Below are 22044 nucleotides of genomic sequence, written 5' to 3' on the forward strand. Positions count from 1 at the left end.
TGATGAATTTAATAAAAAAACTACCAATACCAATTTGTGGACTAATGTTAGGACTTTCTGCACTTGGTAATTTGATAGCACCTTTTGGAGCAGGATATAGATTATTTTTAGGTAGTATATCTGCTATTATATTTATAATGCTTACTGTAAAAATATTGATAGTTCCAAATCAATTAAAAGAAGCCTTGAATAATCCAGCAGTTTCAGGAGTACTTGCAACCTATCCTATGGGGATGATGATTTTATCAACATATATAAAACCAAACTTACCAAATATAGCATTTGGGATATGGATATTTGCTTTAGTACTTAATATTAGTTTAATGTTATATTTTACAAGTAAATTTATATTCAACTTTAATATAAAAAAAGTATTTGCAAGTTATTTTGTACTTTTTGTAGGAATAGTAGTGGGAAGTGTAACAGCACCAGCATATGGCTTATCAAATATAGGTCGTATAATATTTTGGTATGGACTAGTAGCTTATTTACCTTTGATACCAATAGTATTATATAGAGTAATTAAAATAAAAAATATACCAGAACCTGCTCAACCACTAACTATAATTTTTGCAGCACCAGCAAGCCTATTACTTGCAGGATATATGAGTTCATTTGAACAAAAAAGTTTAAATATGATAATGGTTTTATCAGCTTTAGCAATAATAATGACAGTTTATGGACTTTTGTTAATGCCTAAAATGTTAAAGTTGAAATTTTATCCAAGCTATTCAGCATTTACATTTCCATTTGTAATATCTGCTATAGGGATGAATATGGTAAGTAAATATCTCATGGTAAGTGGAGATGGCTCAAATATAATAAATTTTATAGCAAAATTTGAAACCTTTTGGGCAATATTTATGGTAGGATATGTATTATTAAGATATTTACTTCATATGGTAAACGCAACAAAACCAGTTATAACACCAAAGGTAGCCAAATAAAAATAAACATAATATAAGACTTGGGAATTATCCCAAGTCTTATTAGTTTATACTTTAAATTTTTGAATTATATTTTGTAAATCATTTGCAAGTTCTGATAAACTTTCACTAGCTGATGCAACTTGTGCTATACTAGCAGCTTGTTCTTCCATACTAGCAGATACTTCTTCAGTAGAAGCAGAGTTTTCTTCTGCAATAGCAGATAGACTTTCAAGTGAAGTCATTATTTCATCTTTTTTCATTCCCATCATATTACCTAATTCATTTAATTTTTCTACTTCTAGCTGAGCTTCATCTGTAGCTTCAGAAATAAGTGAATACTTTTCTTTGTTCTTTTCAATACTTTGAGCTTGTTCTTCTAATATAGAAGTCATATTTTCCATTATGTCTACAGAACTATTTGAATTGTTTTGTAGTTCAGTTACCATTTTATCTATAAGGTTAGTGGATTCATTTGATTGTACTGCAAGTTTTCTTATTTCATCTGCTACAACAGCAAAACCACGTCCAGCTTCTCCTGCTCGTGCAGCTTCTATTGCTGCATTAAGAGCGAGTAAATTAGTTTGTTCTGCAATGTCACTTATAGCACTACTTGCCTTATCAATTTCCTTTGCACTTTCATTAGTTGTAATTATACCACTTCTAACTTTTTCAGTAGCAGTTTTAGTTGACTGGGATATAGAACTTAATTTTTCCATCTCTCCTAAAGCTTCATTTATAAAACCTTTTACCTTAAATGTAGATGTAGTTACATTTTGAATAAAATCCCTATCATCTTCAATTATTTGCCCAAGCTCCATAGATTTCATAGAACCATCTTCAGTGTTCTTAGCTTGATCATTTGCTCCTATTGCAATTTGCTCTACAGTTCTTGCAACTTCATCTATTGCAGTAGCTGATTGTTCAGAAGTAGCAGTAAGTTGTTCTGATGATGCTGCTAAATTTTCAGCTGACTTACTTATTTCAGTTATAACATTTTTTAAATTTTTAGAAACAGTTTGAAGAGCAATTGCAAGTCGTCCTGTTTCATCTTTTCTTTGTAATAATTTTTCTGGAACATCTTCAGTCATATCTAATTTAGCAATGTTATCTGAATATTTAGTAATACTTATAATAGGTTTAACAATAGATTTTGCCATTAAATATGTAATAATTATACTAATAGCTAAAATTATTAATGTAAGATAAAATATATTATTTTGAAGTTTAGGTATACTTTCTAAAACTTCATCTTCATCTGCAGTAACAGCAATATGCCAATTAGTACCTTCTATATTTTCATATGCCACATAAAATTCATGACCATTATCATAAAAGTTTTCAATCCCAGATTCATTTTTAATTATATTAGAAAATAAATCGGCAGTACTTTCTAGACTTTCATCTTGTTTAGATAATTCTATTGGATTAATAGAATTTAAAACTTTTTCTTTATCTGGATGTGCAATTATAGTTCCATTTTTGTCAATCATAAAAGAATAGCCTTCTTTTCCATATACCATATCTTTTGTAATAGTACTTAAAATATTTGCATCACTACGACCAATTAATACGCCTACTATTTCTTCATTGTTCTTTATAGGAGTTGCAAACATCATAACAGGTTCCTTTGTAACTCTACTTATTAAAACATCAGATATATTTGTCTCTCCATTGAAAGCTTTTTTAACATAATCTCTATCACCTAATTCAGCTGTACTTCCATCATGATAATATGTATTACCATCAGGATATACAATACCAAGTGCTAGAAAATCTATGTTGTCTATTTGAGATCGTAAAGCACTCATTTGTAAATCTAAGTCCATGCTTTTAATATCTTCTATTCCAGCTACCATTTCAATTATACTTTTAGAAGCATTTATTCTACTATTTGTAAGCTTTGCACCTTCATTTGCAAATTTATTAAGTCCTTTTTCTGCTTCATTAGTTACTGAATTTTGAGCAGTCATAATTGAAAACAGCCCTAGAGAAATAGATGAAATAATTATTAATATTGCAAAATAAACTATTAATTTTGTTTTTATACTTTTCAAACGGTCACCCCTTTTCATATTTTTAGATATATAATATATCGACTTTTTTAATTATAACTTTAACTTATTGTCGAAAAATGTTGAAAAATGTTAAAGAGTATTTATAAGAATAGAATATTCAAATAATTCAAAAATTGTATACTGTTATACAGAAAGTAATTAAATATTACGATAAGATATAAAAAACGGAAAAGAAGGGAGAAATCATATGATTAAATTAATAGGTATTCTAATTATAGTAATAGGATTTATATTAAAACTAGATACTATAGCAGTAGTATTAGTAGCAGGAATAGTTACAGGTTTAGTTGGAGGACTTGGATTTACAGAAATATTATCAACACTTGGAGAAGCTTTTATAAATACTAGATATATGACAATATTTTTACTTACACTTCCAGTAATAGGTATACTTGAAAGAAATGGATTAAGAGAAAGAGCAGCATATCTAATAAAGAAGCTAAGTTCTATGACAGCAGGAAAGGTTCTTATGATTTATGTATTTATAAGAGAAGTTGCAGCGGCTTTGTCGTTAAGACTTGGAGGACATGTTCAATTTATTAGACCATTAATACTTCCAATGGCACAAGGAGCAGCAGAAAATAAATATGGGCAACTTTCAGAGGAACAATTAGAACAATTAAAAGGGTATTCAGCATCAGCAGAAAACTATGGTAATTTTTATGGACAAAATGTATTTATAGCATCTGGTGGAGTATTACTTGTAGTTGGAACACTTGATGAATTAGGTATTACAGTTACACCGCTTGCTGTATCAAAAGCAGCAATACCAGTAGCAATAGTAGCATTTTTAGTAGCAGTAGTTCAGTATTATTTATTGGATAAAAAACTTACTAGATTACAAACTGTACAAAATCAAAATACAAGTACAAATATAACAAATAGAAATGAGGTGGAATAAATGGTAGATATATTATTAGAAGGAATTTATATATTAGCAGGATTTGTAGCATTTATGGCAGGTATTATGGCATTTAAAGATGAAAATCACCCAAAGAAAATGGGAACAACAATATTTTGGGGATTATTAGGACTTATATTTATATTTGGACCATATGTACCACCAGTACTAATAGGGTCATTACTATTATTCATGGGACTTTTAACTGCCACAAAACAAGTGACATTTGGTAGTCTTAAAAATTCTACAGAAGAATTTAGAGAAGAAAAAGCAAAACAAATAGGAAATAAAATATTTATACCAGCACTTTCCATAGCCGTAGTAGCATTTGGAGTAGCACAATTCACTTCTTTAGGAGGATTAGTGGGACTTGGATTTGGTGCAATTATAGCTACAGTATTTGCACTTTTAACAACAAAAACAAATGTAAAATATGTAAGTCATGATGGCTCACGTCTTTTACAACAAGTAGGCTCAGCAAGTATATTACCACAGCTTTTAGCTGCACTTGGAGCATTATTTAATGCAGCAGGAGTAGGAAAAGTAATATCTAATGGAATATTTGGCATAATACCAGAAGGAAATATATTAGCAGGAGTAATAGCATACTGCGTGGGAATGGCTTTATTTACAATGATAATGGGAAATGCATTTGCAGCATTTGCAGTTATAACAGCAGGTGTAGGATTACCATTTGTTTTTGCTCAAGGGGCAAATCCAGCAGTGGCAGGAGTACTTGCACTTACAGCAGGATATTGTGGAACACTTATGACTCCAATGGCTGCTAATTTCAATGTAGTTCCAGCAGCAATACTTGAAACTAAAAATAAAAATAGAGTAATAATATCACAAGTGCCAGTTGCACTTACAATGCTTGTAATACACATAGTACTTATGTATACACTGGCATTTTAATATAAAAGAAAGGATGATTTGATGAAAGTTTTAATTACAGGATTCGATCCATTTGGAGGAGAAAAGGTAAATCCAGCATGGCTTGCAGTGAAAAATATGAAAGATCAAATAGCAGGAGCAGAAATAGTAAAAGTTCAAATTCCTACAGTTTTTAGAGATTCAATAGATAAATTACAACAAGCAATAGACATGGAAAAACCAGATATAACACTATGCATAGGACAAGCAGGAGGGAGATATGAATTATCTGTAGAAAGAGTAGCAATAAATATAGATGATGCACGTATTCCTGATAATAAAGACAATCAACCAATAGATAAAATAATATATGAAGATGGACAAAATGCATATTTTGCAGAATTACCTATAAAGACAATGGTTAAAAATGCAAAAGATAACAATATCCCTGCAGCAGTTTCAAATACAGCTGGAACATTTGTATGTAACCATATAATGTATGGACTACTATATCTAATAGAAAAAAAATATCCTGAAATGAAAGGTGGATTTATACATGTTCCTTTCATAGCAGAACAAGTAATAGATAAAAAAAATACTCCATCAATGTCACTTGAAGATATAACAAAGGGGCTTGAGTATTTTGTTGAAGCAGCAATAAAAAATGATGAAGATATAGAAGTTACAGGAGGAACTATTTGTTAATATTTGTATATGGTAGTTTGATGGAGGGTTTTTTCAATTATAACAATTACCTAAAGAATAAAATAAAATCACGTAAACTTGCAAAAGTAAAAGGAAAATTATATCATTTGGAAAACAGAGGTTATCCTGCACTTTTAGAAGGCGATGATGATGTATTTGGTGAATTAATAGAAATAAAAGATTTTGAAAAAAATTTAGTATCATTAGATACATTAGAAGGATATATAGAAAAAAACTCAGAATTAAATGAATATAATAGAGTTATAAAGGATATAAAACTATTAGATAGTCAAAAAATATTAAAAGCATATGTATATAGTTTCAATTTAAAAAACATAGAAAATAGAAATGCAGAAAAAATATATATTCCTTCAGGAAGTTGGAGAGAGTATATGGAAGTAAAAAGTAGAAGAATTATTTAGGAGATGCATTAGCATCTCCTTTTACTAAACATTTTTTGAAATAGGTGAGTGATATGCAAGACAAAATATTTGATAGAGAAATGCAAGAAAAAATGAGAAACTTTTTTATAGATAACTTAATAGACAAAGGAGTAATAAAATACTATAAAAAGAATAGTTTAATATCAACTCCTACATCAGAATACATAGCCATAGTAGTAGATGGTAAAGTAAAACAGAGTATTATAAATGAAAATGGTGCATCAAAATTACTATATATACTTCAAAGAGGAGAAGTAATAGGAGAAGTAGATTACTTTGGCGGTGGAGATATAAATAGTACATCTATAGCAATGACAGATACATGTATTTCAATAATAAACAAGGAAAACTTAGAAAAAGCTTTAGAAAATAATCCGGAAATATATAGATATTTCTTATATAGTTCATCAAGGAAATTTAGAATAATAATGCTTCAATTGAAAAGTTTAGCTTTTAGTGATTCATTATCTGCTCTTTCAAATCAAATACTTAGACTATATATACAACAGGGTATGAAAATCAATGGTAAAAATATAATAGATATATCCCTAACTCATCAAGAGATAGCAGAATTAATGGGGGTATCAAGAGTAACTGTTACAAGAGGGTTAAATATGCTTAAAGAAAAAAACATAATAGATATAGAAGATAAAAAAATAGTAATAATAAATATGAAAAAATTAGAAAAATTATCCCTTTAGTTCACATTGCCTAGTGACTTAAACTGGGAATAATGTTACAATAAGATTACAGATGTAATATTATGTTTTAATTTGTAAAATGTCAACTAAAGGAGGGATATCTTGAAAGGAAAAGTATTAATACTGACATCTGGTATGCTTGTATTGTTTGCAGCTTCAAATGGTGATATAAAAGAAGAGTCACAAAACAAGTTTTCTGAAATATTATCACCTAGAATATCTTATGCAACAGGAACAAGTATAAAAGATGTAAAAGTTACAACACAAGTATTAAACGTAAGACAAAAGCCTACAATCAACTCTAAAAGGATTTCACAAGTAAGAGTTGGACAAGTCTATACAGTATATGACCAAAATGGGTCATGGTACAAAATAAGGACAGGTAGTGTTACAGGATGGATTCATGGTGATTATGTGATGGCTATTCCTACCCAAAATTATCCTGAGATAAAAGTTACAGCAACAAGATTAAATGTGAGATTAAAACCTACAATAAATAGTTATAGAATAAGTCAAGTATCCAAGGGTCAAAAATTTAAACCAATAGATGAGAAAAATGGCTGGTACAAAATAAATACAGGTAAAGTAACAGGATGGGTTCATGGTGATTATGTACAAAATGTAAGTACTGAAAAACCAGATAAACCAGATAAACCAAAACCACCATCAGGAACATATACAGAATTAAAAGTTACAGCATTAAGATTAAATGTGAGAACAGGACCTTCAACTAGCTATAGAAGAATAAGTCAAGTATCCAAGGGCCAAAAATTCAAAGCAATAGATGAGAAAAATGGTTGGTATAAAATAAACACAGGCAAAGTAACAGGATGGGTTCATGGTGATTATGTACAAAAAGCAAAAGTAGAAAAACCTACAGAGCCAGAAAATCCAGATGTACCTGACAAAGAATTGCCAAAAGAAATAATAATAGATACACCAATATTAAATGTAAGAACAGGACCTTCAACTAATTATACTAGAATATTTCAAGTATATGAAGGAAGAAAGTACAAGCCATTAGATGAGAAAAATGGTTGGTATAAAATAAATACAGGTAAGTTAACAGGATGGGTTCATGGTGGATATGTAAAGAAAATAGAAGGTGAAACAGAACCTGAAAAACCTGTAGAACCAGAAAAGCCAAAAGAAGAATTAGAAGATATAATTATTACAAAGGATAAAGAAAGTACATATATAAATGATACTTTAAATATAAAAGTAGAAGCAGTAGGAAGTGAAAATGTAGAGTATGAATATTTAGTAAAAGTTCCAAATGGTGAATTTACGAAATTAAAAAGTTATAGCACAACTAATAGTATAAATTACACACTAAAAAATTCTGGTACATATACTATAAAAGTAAATGCTAGGATAAAAGGAACAACAGAAGTTATTTCAAAACAAATAACTCATACTGTAAAAGATTCCCTACAGCAAATAAATATTTCAAAAGATAAACAAAAAAACACATATATAAATGTTCCTATAACAATCACAGCATTATCAGATATGGGAAATGTGGAATATGAATATTTTGCAAAGCGAAATGATGGAAGTTGGAAAAAACAAAAGGACTATTCATTAGATAATACTTTAGTATTTACTCCAACACAAAGAGGTAATTATGTATTTAGAGTAAATGCTAGAATAAAAGGAACAACTAGAGTAGTCACTAGTGAAATAGCTCATTCTGTAGTAGGAAATATAATATATCAAAATATAAACTATAGTAAAAGTTTCCAAGACTTTTTACTTACACAAATGAACAAAGATCCTCAAACAGATAAATATGGATATGGATGGACTACAGCAAATTTACCAGATGTAGATAAATATTTAAATCCAGAAAATTTCATCCAAAATTCAGATAGAGAATACTCATATGACATAGTAGGCCAATTAAAAATAACTACTCCAATATTAAATGTACGTGAAAGTAATACAACTAGCACATCAGTAGTAGATCAAGTTGAAGGTGGACAAGTTTATACAATATTAGGAGAAAAAGATGGTTGGTATCAAATAAATACAGGAAAAGCAGCAGGATGGATACATGGAGGATATGTAAGTACAAGTTATAGAGCAAATTCAAATACAAGTTTATTTGATAAAATGACAGTTACAGCATCAGTATTAAATGTACGTGAAAGCTATACTACATCTACATCTGTTATAGACCAAGTAAAATATGGTGAAGTTTATAAACCAATAGAAGAACATAATGGATGGTATAAAATAGATACAGGAAAAGTAGTTGGCTGGGTACATGGTGGTTATCTTAAAGGAGAAGAAGAAGCACATACAGTAAGTAGAGGAGAAACAGGTAATCTTTACTCTATTAAAGTAGATGCATCAGTATTAAATGTAAGAAATAAACCAAGTGAAAGTGGATCATTACTTTCTCAAGTTAAAGCAGATGAAATATATATTGTATTAGGAGAGCAAAATGGCTGGTACAAGATAAAAGTAAATGGAATAGTAGGTTGGGTATCAGGCGATTATACATCTAATTCAAATAAAGCTCCACAAGAAATGTATCAATTCTTAGTATTATCAGGAAGTAGTGGACTTGATGCATCTCAATTAAACAATATATTAAAAGGTAAAGGAATACTTGAAGGTAAAGGTGCAGCATTTATAGAAGCAAGTAGAAAATATAATATAAATGAAATATACCTAATATCACATGCATTGTTAGAAACAGGATATGGTAAGTCAACACTTGCAACAGGTGTAAATGTAAATGGAAAAACAGTATATAATATGTATGGAATAGGAGCATATGATTCAAATCCTATAGGTGGTGGAAGTCAATATGCATATAAATCTGGTTGGTTCACTCCAGAACAAGCAATAATAGGGGGAGCAAAATTTATATCAGAGAAATATGTAAACAATTCAAACTACAAACAAGACACATTATATAAGATGAAATGGAATCCAGATTCTCCAGGAGTACATCAATATGCAACAGATATAGGTTGGGCATCAAAACAAACAAGAAAAATAAAAGAACTATATGAACTATGTGATGACTATACACTTAGATTTGAAATACCAAAGTATGGTGTGAAAAATTAGTTCTATAATCCCCTCAATTTGAGGGGATTTATTTTTGTGAATATTGCTTTAGATTGATATATAAGGTACAATATATACAAAGATTTCTGATTTAAAAGGTGATTTTAGGGAATATTTAAAAGAGATAGTGAAATAGTGTGAAGTGATAGAATCATGTGATTCTATCATTTTTAATTTATTAAAAGATTGACTTTTAGTATATTTAGAATAAAATAAAAAATAAGTATATTTAATACATATAAAATTAAGATCAAAATGAGGAAAAACTATGGCTAATAAAGATTTATTAAAAGGTACTAGCATATATACAATATCAGGAATACTTACAAAAGCAGGAAGTATACTTATACTTCCTCTTCTAATAAGATATTTAACACCAACAGAGTATGGAATAATAGGAGCACTTACACCTATAGTTCAAATAATGTCAACAATATTAATATGTGGATTAAATGTAGCTCAGATGAGAAACTATAATTTAAATAAGAGAAATGAAACTATAGGAAGTTATATATTTACATTAAATACTTTTATAATACTACTTTCTATAGCTGTTTATTTTCTCTTAAGTAATAATATAGCAAAAATTTTATGGGGATATATATTTGATTTAAATGAAATAAACTTTTCATATGTAAAGATATATATAGTATTAGGAGCATTAGATGCTATTTTATTTATGGCAATAAGCTATTTCCAAATGGAAAAGAAATATAAAAGAATAGGATTAGGTAGTATACTCAGCTTTCTAGTTAACTTTGGACTTACATTTTTACTTATTATTAATTTCAATATGGGAGTAAAGGGTAGAGTACTAGGTATACTATCTGGAAAAATGTTCTTGATATTAGTTCATTATATAAAATATATATCTAAAATTAAACCTAAGTTTAGATTAGATTTTTTAAAAGGCTCTTTGGCAATAGGTACACCTATGATACTTACAGGACTTTTAGGTACACTTATAAATTATAGTGATAGAGTTATACTTGCAAAATATATATCACTTGAAGTAGTAGGGCATTATAGTTTAGCATATACAGGAGGGCTTATATTATTAGTATTTATAGATTCATTTATAAATGCATGGACTCCAGTATTTTATGATAAAATAGAAAAGAATAAGCAGGATAATTCACTTACAAATACAATAGAGGGATTTATAGCAGGACTTACAGTAGTTGCACTTGTAGGACAACTTTTTTCAAAAGAAATAATATATTTTGTATTTCCGGAAAATTATTATAATACAGTTGACTATTTACCATATATAATATCATCTTCAGTTCTTCAAGGCTTTGTATACTACTTATCTTTATTTCTTTTCCATTTCAAAGATAATAAATATACATCAGTAGTAAGTGCAGTATCAGCCTTAATAAATATTATGGTAAATATAATATTTATCCCTAGATTTGGAGTAATGGTATCAGTTTGGAGTACGATACTATCATTTATATTATCAGTGACGATTTATTTTGTGATTATAAAGATCAAGTATAAATTTTCATTTAAATATATTAAATTAATAATGATATACTTATTAAGTTTAAATCCTATAATAATATATTTATTTGAATCAAATATTTCATTTATTAATTTTATGTTTAAATTATTGTATTTTATTATATCTTTAGTTATTATTGTAAATATGATAGAGTTAAAAAAGATTATAAAAATTATAAAGAGATAGAGAGATGATTTCATGAAGCCTTATTATGAAAATATAAACTTAGATTTTTTACAAATATTTTCTATGATAATATATTTAGTAATATTCTTTTTCTTACTTACATTTATATCAAAGAAATTGCTTTTAAAAGATGATAAATTTAACAAATACTATTTTATAACAATACTTGGCGTCTATTTTATTCTTCTTATAGGAGATATAAAGTTTGATTATATTCCACTTTTTCCTGATACAGAGCTTTACTACAATTTTTTAAATAATAGTGGTAGTTTTATATCTCCTATAGAATTAAGCAGAGGTTTTGGATTATTTAGTAGAACTGTATATTTATTTAGTTTTAATAATATAGGAATATATTTATTATTCAATGCAATCATAAATCAAATTGGAATATTATTATTGTGGAAGTCATTTATGATTTATAAAAAGGATAAGGTAACAATTAAAAATCAAAGATTATTTTTAATATTTAGTGCAATCTACCCAGTATCTATTATATATGCCCTCACTTTATTAAGAGAGTCATATTTTATATTTTCTTTTTCTATATTTTTAATAGGAGTAATGAAAAAGGAAAAGATAAATTTAGTTTTGATATTGGGATCCATATTAGTTGTAATATTTAGAATTCAATATATTGTATTTTGTTTTTTAATATATATTATTAAATTAGTATTTTCTAATAAGAAGTATATAAAATATAAAATTGGGTTTATAACATTTTTATCGCCATTTATGTATAAAACAATTAATTGGTTTACTTCTAAATTCTTAGGTATTGGTTTGAATGCAATATCACTTAGAGATTTTCGAAATATGCAAAGAAACAGATATCTAGACAAAGGAACTGTATATCCTGAAGTAGATTGGTCAAATTGGATTGAATTATTTAAGGACTATCCAGCGCTTATAATACAATTTTTACTAACTCCGTTTCCGATACTCGTAGAATATGATTTTTTAAATTCAATAGCTTATACTATAGATGCAATATATGTTATAGTGGTTTTGACTTTATTTTTAATTAATTTAAGATATACATATAAAAATGTATTTTGGATATTTACATTAATAGTTATCATAGCACTAAGTAGTATGTTTGAATATTTCTTCACAGGAGGGGTAAGGCATAGATACACAGCTATTATAATGTTGATACCTTTAATATTTAGTGACAAAAAGGAGAATTTAAATGGCAGTAGAAGTTTTAATGTCTTCCATAGATATATTAAAAATTGACCAATTAACCCTACAGGATAAAAATTTAGAAACTAAAACACTCATAATAAATCAAACTGATAACAGAGATATAATAGAAGAAAATAATATAAAAATGATGAATTTTAAAGAAATAGGATTATCTAAAAGTAGAAATAGAGCTATAGAAAATGCTACAGAAGATATTTGTATAATAACAGATGATGATGTAAAATTTAAAAAGGGTATATTTAAACAAATAGAAGAGATATTTAAAGCTTATCCTGATATACACATATTTACATTCAAATATGATAAATATGATGGAAATACAAATAAAAATTATAAAGATAAACCATTTATACATGATAAACTATCTCTAGCAAAAGTATCATCAATAGAAATAGCTTTTAGAAGAAAAAGCATAATAGAAAATAATATAAGATTTGATGAAGATTTTGGTCTCAATGCTTTATATTTATCTGGAGAAGAAAATATATTTTTGAAAGATTCATTAGATAAAGGTCTAAAAATCATGTACTATCCTTTAGTAATAGTAGAACACCCAGGTGAGACTTCTACATCAATATGGAATTATAAAAATATATTTTCAAAGGGAGCGCTTTTTTATAGATTATATGGAAATTTAGCATATATTTTAATACTAGTTTTTTCTCTGAAAAAATATAAAAAATATAATAAAAAATATAGCTTGATTCGGTTTATTAAACTTATGTATAATGGCTTAAAAGATTACAAAAAAATTAAAAAATGATAGGAATGATAATATGCCTACTATGTCAATAATTACACCAGTATATAATGCAGAAAAACTAATAGATGAAACAATAAATTCAGTACTTATTCAAACATATAAAGATTTTGAAATGATACTTATAGATGATTGTTCTACAGATAGTTCAAGAAAAGTCATAAAAAAATATACTGATAAAGATAAAAGAATAAAATATTCTAGATTAGATAAGAATTCTGGAGCTGCAGTTGCTAGAAATAAAGGTATAGAGCTTGCTACTGGGAGATATATTTGTTTTTTAGATAGTGATGATTTGTGGACCAATACAAAATTAGAAGAGCAATTAAATTTTATGAAGAATAAAGATATAGCATTTTCTTTTACTTCATATTCCCTTATAAATGAAGAGGGAAAGGATTTAAACAAGATAGTAACAGCTCCAAAAAAGATTGATTATGAAGGATTACTTAAAAATACTATAATAGGTTGTCTTACAGTTATGATAGATAGAGAAAAAGTAGGAGATTTTAGAATGCCTTTAGTTCGTGCTGGTCAAGATACAGCAACATGGTTATCTATACTAAAGAAAGGACATATTGCATATGGGTTGCAAAAACCACTTGCAAAGTATAGAATAGTAAAAGGATCAATATCTCATGGTAAGATAAAGGCTCTAAAAAGAACATGGAATACATATAGAAATTTAGAAAAATTATCACTTTCTAAATCTATATATGTATTTATATTTTATGTGTTTAATGCAATAAAAAAACGAATTTAAACCTTAAAGAAAGGAAAAAATCATGAAAACAAAAAGGAAAAGAGATGGTGCCTTATATAAGGCATTGTTAATAGGTGTTAATATAGGTTTGATTATTTTAGCCTATTATATAGCGTTTTATTTTAAATTTAATAGAATTATAAGTCCAAAGCATATACGTCAATTCTATCAAATAATACCATATTTAATAATAACGTCATTAGTATTTTTCTATGTTAATGATGTATTTGCTATATTTAAAAAATCATATTTAGACATTATATATTCTTCTATGATTTCACTTGTAATGATAAATGTAACTACGGTGGCGATACTTTTTTTAGCAAGAACTTTATCATTTCCTCGTTCTGTGCTTATGATATCTTCAATATTACAAGTTATAACAGTATTTATTTGGACTACAATAGTTTGGAAAAGAGTACAAAAAGTTAATCGAAAAAAAGATGCAATGATAATAGGAAATAAATCAGATAGTGATATTGTATTAAAAAAAGTTCTTATTAATTCTAAAAATCATATGAATATAAAGTATATATGTAATAAATTAGATGATGAAATGTATAAATATATTGATAAAGTAGACGAAGTTATAATTGCTCCAGGTATAGAGAGTCATATAAAAGATGAAATTATAACTTATTGTATAGAAATGGATAAAACTTCTTATTTAGTTCCATCTTTATCAGAAATATCACTATATAATGCCAGTATAGAACAATTTGATGATATACCTACATTTAAAATTGATTCACTTTATATGTCGTTAGAGAAAAGATTTATGAAAAGAACATTGGATTTATTTATTTCGGTTATAGGCTTGTTACTTACTTGGCCCATAATGATAATAGTTTCTATAGTAATAAAATTATATGATGGGGGAAATATATTATTTTCTCAAGAAAGACTTACAAGAGATAATAAGACATTTAATTTATATAAATTTAGGACAATGATAGTAGATGCAGAAAAACATACAGGACCAACACTTGCAACTGAAAAAGATCCTCGTATTACTCCTTTAGGCAGAATACTTCGTTCTACTAGACTTGATGAATTGCCTCAGTTATTTAATGTACTTATGGGGGATATGTCTATAGTAGGACCAAGACCTGAAAGAGAATATTTTGCAAAAGAGTTTATAAAAGATATTCCTGATTTTAAATATCGTGTGATAGTAAAAGCAGGGGTTACAGGTTTTGCTCAAGTATGGGGTAAATATACAACTAGTCCAGAGAATAAAATAAGATATGATTTATTATATATAAGAAATTATTCATTTTTGCTTGACTTAAAACTTATACTTGAAACAATAAAAGTTATGTTTGTAAAAGAAAGTTCATCAGGTATAAAAGAAGGTAAGTCTGTAGATGAATTATTAGAAGAAGAAAATCTTAAAACTTGTATGAAACCTAGTATAATAGAAATAGAACAAAAAAGATAGGACTTGATTCCTAATTTAGGAATCAAGTCCTATCTTTTTTGTGAATATAGATTGATTTAGGTGATAATACAATGTAAAATAGTGTCAGGTATAAATTTAATAAATATATTTAGGGGGAATTATGGTGATACAAAAGAAAATTAGAAAAAATAAATTTAACATAATAGTTTTATGTGTAATATTATTGTTTACAAATAGCGTGCAAGTATTTGCTTTAGATTTAAATTTATTACATAAAAACAATAATATAACACAAGAGCAAATATTAGAATATTATAACACAAATAATATTAATGAATATCCACAACAATATCAAGAAGAAGGTATAACTTTAAAGGACTTTATAGATTTAGTATTACAAGAATCTATATACTATGAAGTTAATCCAGAAATCGTTTTTAAAGATATAATGAATAGAACTAATTGGTTTGATAAAAATAATTTAGAGATGATTCGAAATTATAATTTTAGTGGAATAAAAAATGACGAAAACCAGTTAATTAAATTTAATTCTATAAAAGAAGGAATTAAGTCTAATATACAATTACTGTTAAAATATTCAGATAAAGATATTTCTGATAATTTGATTGTATCAGAAATAGTAGAATGGATAAATTCAGATGAATATATAAAACATATTCAACAAAGTGAAGAGATTGAACAAACTAAATTAGAAACTAAGCCAGAAACTATTATACGAGAACAATCGATAAATGAAGATTTAAAAACTATATCAACTTCAATAAATTTTCTTAATATAGAAGGAACAAATTATACGAATAGCAAGTTAACAATAACAGCAAATGGGACAAGCGATAATGGGGTATTATATCAATTTTGGGCAAAAGATAAATCAACAGGCAATTGGAAGGTGTTAAAAGACTATTCAGAAGAAAATAGTGCAACTTGGATTCCAGAAAAATCAGGAAATTATTTATATGGAGTACATATAAAAGATAAAAATAGCGATGAAAGATTAGATGCGCATCTATATAAAGATATAACTATAAATACAAAACCTACATCAATAAACGAAGTTACAATAGAAGGAACAAATTATACAAATAGCAAGTTAACAATAACAGCAAATGGGACAAGTGATAATGGAGTATTATATCAGTTTTGGGTAAAAGATCTAAGCACGATGAAATGGACTATGCTAAAAGACTATTCAGAAGAAAATAGTGCAACTTGGATTCCAGAAAAATCAGGGAATTATTTATATGGAGTACATGTAAAAGATAAAAATAGTCTAGAAAACGTAGATGTACATTTATATAAAGATATAAAAGTAGAATCATTACCCCCCGCTAATTTATTAGAATTAAAAATAGAAGGAATAAATTATACAAATAGCAAGTTAACAATAACAGCAAACGGTACAAGTGAGAATGGAGTGTTGTATCAGTTCTGGAGGAAAGATAAATCAACAGGCAATTGGAAGGTGTTAAAAGACTATTCAGAAGAAAATAGTGCAACTTGGATTCCAGAAAAATCAGGAAATTATTTATATGGAGTACATATAAAAGATAAAAATAGCGATGAAAGATTAGATGCGCATCTATATAAAGATATAACTATAAATACAAAACCTACATCAATAAACGAAGTTACAATAGAAGGAACAAATTATACAAATAGCAAGTTAACAATAACAGCAAATGGGACAAGTGATAATGGAGTATTATATCAGTTTTGGGTAAAAGATCTAAGCACGATGAAATGGACTATGCTAAAAGACTATTCAGAAGAAAATAGTGCAACTTGGATTCCAGAAAAATCAGGGAATTATTTATATGGAGTACATGTAAAAGATAAAAATAGTCTAGAAAACGTAGATGTACATTTATATAAAGATATAAAAATAGGATCATTACCCCCTGCTAATTTATTAGAATTAAATATAAATGAATTAGAAGGTCAGTCTTTATATAGGATAAGCGCTACAGGAACAAGTGTAAATGGAGTATTATATCAGTTTTGGGTAAAAGATCTAAGCACGATGAAATGGACTATGATAAAAGATTATTCTCAAGAAAATGTAGCTATTTGGAATCCTCAAAAAACAGGAAATTATTTATATGGAGTGCATATAAAAGATAAAAATAGCGATAAAATATTAGATGCACATCTATATAAAGAGTTTAGAGTAAATACAATAATATCTTATAGTGATTATAATTATACTTTGGAAGAGGCGTTATCTATACAAATGAGTAAAAGTCCGCAGACTGATTATGATGGTTATGGATGGAGTAATGCTGATAAAGAAGATGTTAAAAACTTTTTAGACCCAAATACATTTAATAAAATAACATTAGATTCAGTTAAAATAATAACTGGACCATTAAACTTTAGAACTACACCTGAAGTTAAAGATAATAATAAAATAACTACTTTGTGGGAAGGTAATGTTTATACTCAACTGGAAGAAAAAAATGGATGGCATAAGATTATTGCTAAAGGAAGAATTGGTTGGGTACATGGAGGTTATGTTCAGAAGTTAAAAATAGAAAATGATCAAATATTTCAGTTTTTGGATTTATCTAAAAGCGCAGGGGTAAATGAATCTGATATTTCAAGTTTATTAAGTACAAAAGGAGATTTAAAATATCATGCTTCTACATTTATTAATGCTGGTAAAATAAATAATATAAATGAAATATATTTAATATCTCATGCATTACTAGAAACGGGGCAAGGTAAATCTCACTGGGTAACAGGAGTAAAAGTAGATTCAAAAGGTAGAATATTTGATGAATCAACAGGTAATTTAGTGGATTCTAGAGGAAGATTAATAGATTCTAAAGGGAATTTTATAAGGGGAGTAGATAAAAGACTAATAGATTCTAAAGGAAGATTAATAGATTTACAAGGAAGGTTAATAGATGAAGAAGGATATTTATTGGATAAATATGGTAATAGCACATCTATAAAAAGTCAATCATCATATATAGGAATTGCTCCATATAAAGCAGAAGGACAAATTACAACGGTTTACAATATGTTTGGAATAGGAGCATATGATAGTGATCCTAAAAGATTTGGTGCAAAACGTGCTTTTGATGAAGGTTGGACTTCAATAGAAAAAGCAATATTAGGAGGAGCAAAATTTGTATCTACTTATTATGTTAATAATCCTAATGGTAGACAAAATACACTTTATGAAATGAGATGGAATCCATCACGACCAGGAACTCATCAATATGCAACAGATATTGGTTGGGCGTATAAGCAAATATATTATATTAAAAGCTTATATGACGATTTGAATAATTATACTCTACATTTTGATATACCAAGGTATAGAGAATAATACACATAAAGAAAATAGGGGGATATATTAAATGAAATTAAGTTTTAAGAAGTTAGTATTTGTTTTGGTTATATTATTTTTAACCATTTCTACATTGTCATTAAATAATGTTATAGCAAATGACAATGATTCAATAAAAGAAACTGAAGAAAGTTTTGAGAAATTAGAAGAACAAAATGTTTTTACAGTAAAATTTAATAGCAATAGTGAGAATCAAATAGATGCTCAAGAAGTAGCAGGGAATCAAAAAATAAAGCAACCAATAGAACTAATAAAAAGGGGTTACAGTTTCAAAGGTTGGTTTATAGATGAAAATTTCACTACAAGATGGAACTTTGAACAAGATGTTGTAACGGAAAATCTAACTTTATATGCAAAATGGGAAGTGCAAGAATTTGTTATTACATTTAAAGATTATGATGGAACAGAACTGTCAAATCAAACTATAGAATATGGAAAAGGTGCAGTTGCACCAAAAGATCCTATAAGAGAAAAATATAATTTTATAGGATGGGATAAAGATTTCACAAATGTAACAACAGATTTAATAATTAAAGCTAAATATGAACTAAATGAATTTGTAAGATTAAATAATTTAAGTATAACAGGAGATTATTATACTAAAGCTAGACTTACCATATCAGCAGATGGAACTTCAACAAATGGAGTATTGTATCAATATTGGGTAAAAGATTTAGAAGAAAATAGATGGAAAATGATAAAAGATTATTCAGAATCTAAAAGTGCTACATGGGTACCTGGAAAAGCAGGAGATTATCTATATGGAGTGCATATAAAAGATAAAAATAGTGGTGAAAGATTAGATACACATCTTTATAAAGATATAACTATAAACAAATTACCTAAAGCAGAATTAAATAATTTTAGTATAACAGGAGATTATTATACTAAAGCTAGACTTACCATGTCAGCAGATGGAACTTCAACAAATGGAGTATTGTATCAATATTGGGTAAAGAATTTAGAAGAAAATAGATGGGAAATGATAAAAGATTATTCAGAATCTAAAAGTGTTACATGGGTACCTGGAAAAGCAGGAGATTATCTATATGGAGTGCATATAAAAGATAAATATAGCGATGAAAGGTTAGATACATTTGAATATAACAATATAATTATAGATACAAAACCTACAGAAATAAAAGAAGTTATAATAGAAGGAACAAATTATACAAATAGCAAGTTAACAATAACAGCAAGCGGGACAAGTGAGAATGGAGTATTATATCAGTTCTGGAGGAAAGATAAATCAACAGGTAATTGGAAGATGTTAAAAGACTATTCAGAAGAAAATAGTGCAACATGGATTCCAGAAAAATCAGGGAATTATTTATATGGAGTACATGTAAAAGATAAAAAAAGTCAGAAAAGATTAGATACATTTAATTACAATAATATAAGTATAGAAAAGCTACCAAAAGCTATATTTAAAGATTTAAATATAGAAGGTAGTGGAAATAATAAATCAGCACATAAAATAACAGCAAACGGTAATTCTATTAATGGAGTATTATATCAATTTTGGGCAAAAGATAAATTAACAGGCAACTGGAAGATGTTAAAAGACTATTCGGAAGAAAATAGTGCAACATGGATTCCAGAAAAGTCAGGGGACTATTTATATGGAGTACATGTAAAAGATAAAAATAGTTCAGAAAGATTAGATAATTTCCATTATAAAAATATAATTATTAAAAAAATAGATACAAAAATCAAAGAATTAAATATAGAGCAGTACCAACCAGGAAGATATACAATTAAATCTGAAGGTATAAGTGACAATAATACATTATATCAATACTGGGTAAAAGATTTAAGTACAAACATATGGACAATGATAAAAGATTATTCTACGAGTAAAAGTACAGATTGGATTCCTAGAAAAAAAGGCACATATCTTTATGGAGTTCATATTAAAGATTCCAGTAGCTCAAATAGATTAGATGATTTTAATTATAAAAGAGTAACTGTAACAGAAATACTTAAAACTACAATTTTAGATTTATCAGTTAAAGGGACATCAAATATCAATAATACTCATACAATTACAGCTAATGGAGTATCACCAAATGGAGTATTATATCAATATTGGATAAAAGATAAGTCTATTGGTAAATGGTCAATGATAAAGGATTATTCTACAAGTAAATACGCAAATTGGATTCCTAAAAAAGCAGGGAATTATCTATATGGAGTGCATATAAAAGATAAAAATAGTGGTGAAAGATTAGATACACATCTTTATAAAGATATAACTATAAAAGGACCACTTATCGGGAGAACTATAATGCTAGACCCAGGGCATGGTGGATATGACCCAGGTGCTGTAAATAATACCTTAGGTATAAAAGAAAAAGATTATAATAATGCTTTGAGCATGAAAATTCGTGAAAAATTGATTTCATTAGGGGCAAATGTTACTTTTACTAGAAATCCATGGGAAGATAAGTATATTCATTTACACGATAGAACGCCAATTGTAAATGAAGCAAAACCTGATATTATGATAAGTATCCATCATGATAGTAGTACAAATAAAAATGCTTCAGGGATGAGTGTTCATTATAGTTCATATAGACCAGGATTAGATACCTCAAATGCATATGTTTTATATAAAGGAAAAGAATATAAATTTGTAAGAGAAATAAAAGATTGGCTAGACCCAATTAGAAAAACAAGAGATCCTGGTATAGTTTATCTTGATAATGGAAAAGAAAAAATAGTAAATATTAAAGATGTAATGGTATATGATAATAGAAATCCACAAGATGTAGCTATAGAAAGTGAAAAATTAGCTGAAAGTTTATATAGTTCATTAGGGAAGTTAAATTATAATAAGTATTATAGTTATATTAAGGATCATAATCTTCATATGACTAGATGGAGTAATGTACCATCTGCTCTTATAGAAGCAGGATTTATATCGAATAATGAGGAAGCAAAAAGAATTAATAAACCAGAAGAAAGAAATAAGATAGCACAAACGATAGTAGATGCTATAGTATCATATTTTAACTAAAATTTATAGACACCAACATATTAATTGGTTATATGAACACATTTCTGTCAATATGAATAGTGATGTGTTCTTTATTATTTATGAATAATTTATAATCATTAGAATAAGAAT

General features: G+C 27.4%; 15 protein-coding genes. 14 read left to right on the forward strand and 1 reads right to left on the reverse strand.

Annotation, left to right across the window (positions count from 1 at the left end; all coding sequences use genetic code 11):
* The first annotated feature begins 2 nt into the window (after positions 1 to 2).
* Positions 3 to 947, forward strand: coding sequence for a TDT family transporter (locus E0D94_RS02740; protein WP_242620470.1), 945 nt, complete (start codon positions 3 to 5; stop codon positions 945 to 947).
* A 47-nt stretch (positions 948 to 994) separates the two neighbouring features.
* Here the strand turns inward: E0D94_RS02740 and E0D94_RS02745 are convergent, their stop codons facing one another.
* Positions 995 to 2983, reverse strand: a complete 1989-nt coding sequence (locus E0D94_RS02745) for a methyl-accepting chemotaxis protein (RefSeq protein WP_130805773.1) — start codon at positions 2981 to 2983, stop codon at positions 995 to 997.
* A 211-nt stretch (positions 2984 to 3194) separates the two neighbouring features.
* Here E0D94_RS02745 and E0D94_RS02750 point away from each other — a divergent pair, with 211 nt between their 5' ends.
* The 13 genes from E0D94_RS02750 (at position 3195) to E0D94_RS02810 (ending at position 21933) form a co-directional block, all read left to right on the forward strand.
* Entirely contained in the window at positions 3195 to 3905 is a 711-nt protein-coding gene (locus E0D94_RS02750) for a DUF969 domain-containing protein (RefSeq protein ID WP_207289700.1), read from the forward strand.
* Positions 3906 to 4820: a DUF979 domain-containing protein gene (locus E0D94_RS02755; RefSeq protein WP_130805775.1), complete on the forward strand. Its 915-nt coding sequence runs from the start codon at positions 3906 to 3908 to the stop codon at positions 4818 to 4820. It abuts the gene before it with no gap.
* Between the two features lie 21 nt (positions 4821 to 4841).
* Positions 4842 to 5483 (forward strand): pyroglutamyl-peptidase I, encoded by a 642-nt coding sequence (gene pcp / locus E0D94_RS02760; RefSeq protein ID WP_130805776.1) that lies wholly within the window; start codon positions 4842 to 4844, stop codon positions 5481 to 5483.
* The gene (locus tag E0D94_RS02765; RefSeq protein ID WP_130805777.1) at positions 5477 to 5905 is read left to right on the forward strand and encodes a gamma-glutamylcyclotransferase family protein; all 429 of its coding nucleotides are present in this window, start codon (positions 5477 to 5479) and stop codon (positions 5903 to 5905) included. The genes pcp and E0D94_RS02765 overlap by 7 nt, the downstream gene beginning before the upstream one ends.
* A gap of 53 nt (positions 5906 to 5958) precedes the next feature.
* Positions 5959 to 6627 carry a Crp/Fnr family transcriptional regulator gene (locus tag E0D94_RS02770; RefSeq protein ID WP_130805778.1) on the forward strand — a complete coding sequence of 223 codons (669 nt, stop codon included), beginning with the start codon at positions 5959 to 5961 and terminating at the stop codon, positions 6625 to 6627.
* A 102-nt stretch (positions 6628 to 6729) separates the two neighbouring features.
* Entirely contained in the window at positions 6730 to 9711 is a 2982-nt protein-coding gene (locus E0D94_RS02775; protein ID WP_130805779.1) for an SH3 domain-containing protein, read from the forward strand.
* 268 nt (positions 9712 to 9979) lie between these two features.
* The gene (locus E0D94_RS02780; protein ID WP_130805780.1) at positions 9980 to 11404 is read left to right on the forward strand and encodes a lipopolysaccharide biosynthesis protein; all 1425 of its coding nucleotides are present in this window, start codon (positions 9980 to 9982) and stop codon (positions 11402 to 11404) included.
* Positions 11405 to 11416: 12 nt separating this feature from the next.
* Positions 11417 to 12643, forward strand: a complete 1227-nt coding sequence (locus tag E0D94_RS02785) for a hypothetical protein (protein ID WP_130805781.1) — start codon at positions 11417 to 11419, stop codon at positions 12641 to 12643.
* On the forward strand, positions 12597 to 13376 hold the full coding sequence (locus tag E0D94_RS02790; RefSeq protein WP_130805782.1) for a glycosyltransferase family A protein: 780 nt from the start codon (positions 12597 to 12599) through the stop codon (positions 13374 to 13376). Before E0D94_RS02785 ends, E0D94_RS02790 begins: the two co-directional genes overlap by 47 nt.
* A gap of 22 nt (positions 13377 to 13398) precedes the next feature.
* Complete coding sequence (locus E0D94_RS02795; protein ID WP_242620471.1) at positions 13399 to 14136, forward strand: glycosyltransferase family 2 protein; 738 nt, start codon at positions 13399 to 13401, stop codon at positions 14134 to 14136.
* A 22-nt stretch (positions 14137 to 14158) separates the two neighbouring features.
* Complete coding sequence (locus E0D94_RS02800; protein WP_130805784.1) at positions 14159 to 15577, forward strand: sugar transferase; 1419 nt, start codon at positions 14159 to 14161, stop codon at positions 15575 to 15577.
* A 124-nt stretch (positions 15578 to 15701) separates the two neighbouring features.
* A complete protein-coding gene (locus E0D94_RS02805; protein WP_165442840.1) occupies positions 15702 to 18893 on the forward strand; it encodes a glucosaminidase domain-containing protein in 3192 nt (1063 codons plus the stop codon).
* A 31-nt stretch (positions 18894 to 18924) separates the two neighbouring features.
* A complete protein-coding gene (locus E0D94_RS02810; RefSeq protein ID WP_130805786.1) occupies positions 18925 to 21933 on the forward strand; it encodes an N-acetylmuramoyl-L-alanine amidase in 3009 nt (1002 codons plus the stop codon).
* The last annotated feature ends 111 nt before the right edge of the window (positions 21934 to 22044 follow it).

The organism is Senegalia massiliensis (assembly GCF_900626135.1).
In the GTDB taxonomy this organism is placed as follows: Bacteria; Bacillota; Clostridia; order Tissierellales; family SIT17; genus Anaeromonas; species Anaeromonas massiliensis.

Excerpts from the sequence above, each read along its gene's own strand:
- E0D94_RS02740 (WP_242620470.1), top strand. The coding sequence starts at position 3 with ATGAATTTAATAAAAAAACTACCAATACCAATTTGTGGACTAATGTTA.
- E0D94_RS02755 (WP_130805775.1), top strand. The coding sequence starts at position 3,906 with ATGGTAGATATATTATTAGAAGGAATTTATATATTAGCAGGATTTGTA.
- pcp (WP_130805776.1), top strand. The coding sequence starts at position 4,842 with ATGAAAGTTTTAATTACAGGATTCGATCCATTTGGAGGAGAAAAGGTA.
- E0D94_RS02770 (WP_130805778.1), top strand. The coding sequence starts at position 5,959 with ATGCAAGACAAAATATTTGATAGAGAAATGCAAGAAAAAATGAGAAAC.
- E0D94_RS02780 (WP_130805780.1), top strand. The coding sequence starts at position 9,980 with ATGGCTAATAAAGATTTATTAAAAGGTACTAGCATATATACAATATCA.
- E0D94_RS02785 (WP_130805781.1), top strand. The coding sequence starts at position 11,417 with ATGAAGCCTTATTATGAAAATATAAACTTAGATTTTTTACAAATATTT.
- E0D94_RS02790 (WP_130805782.1), top strand. The coding sequence starts at position 12,597 with ATGGCAGTAGAAGTTTTAATGTCTTCCATAGATATATTAAAAATTGAC.
- E0D94_RS02795 (WP_242620471.1), top strand. The coding sequence starts at position 13,399 with ATGTCAATAATTACACCAGTATATAATGCAGAAAAACTAATAGATGAA.
- E0D94_RS02800 (WP_130805784.1), top strand. The coding sequence starts at position 14,159 with ATGAAAACAAAAAGGAAAAGAGATGGTGCCTTATATAAGGCATTGTTA.
- E0D94_RS02810 (WP_130805786.1), top strand. The coding sequence starts at position 18,925 with ATGAAATTAAGTTTTAAGAAGTTAGTATTTGTTTTGGTTATATTATTT.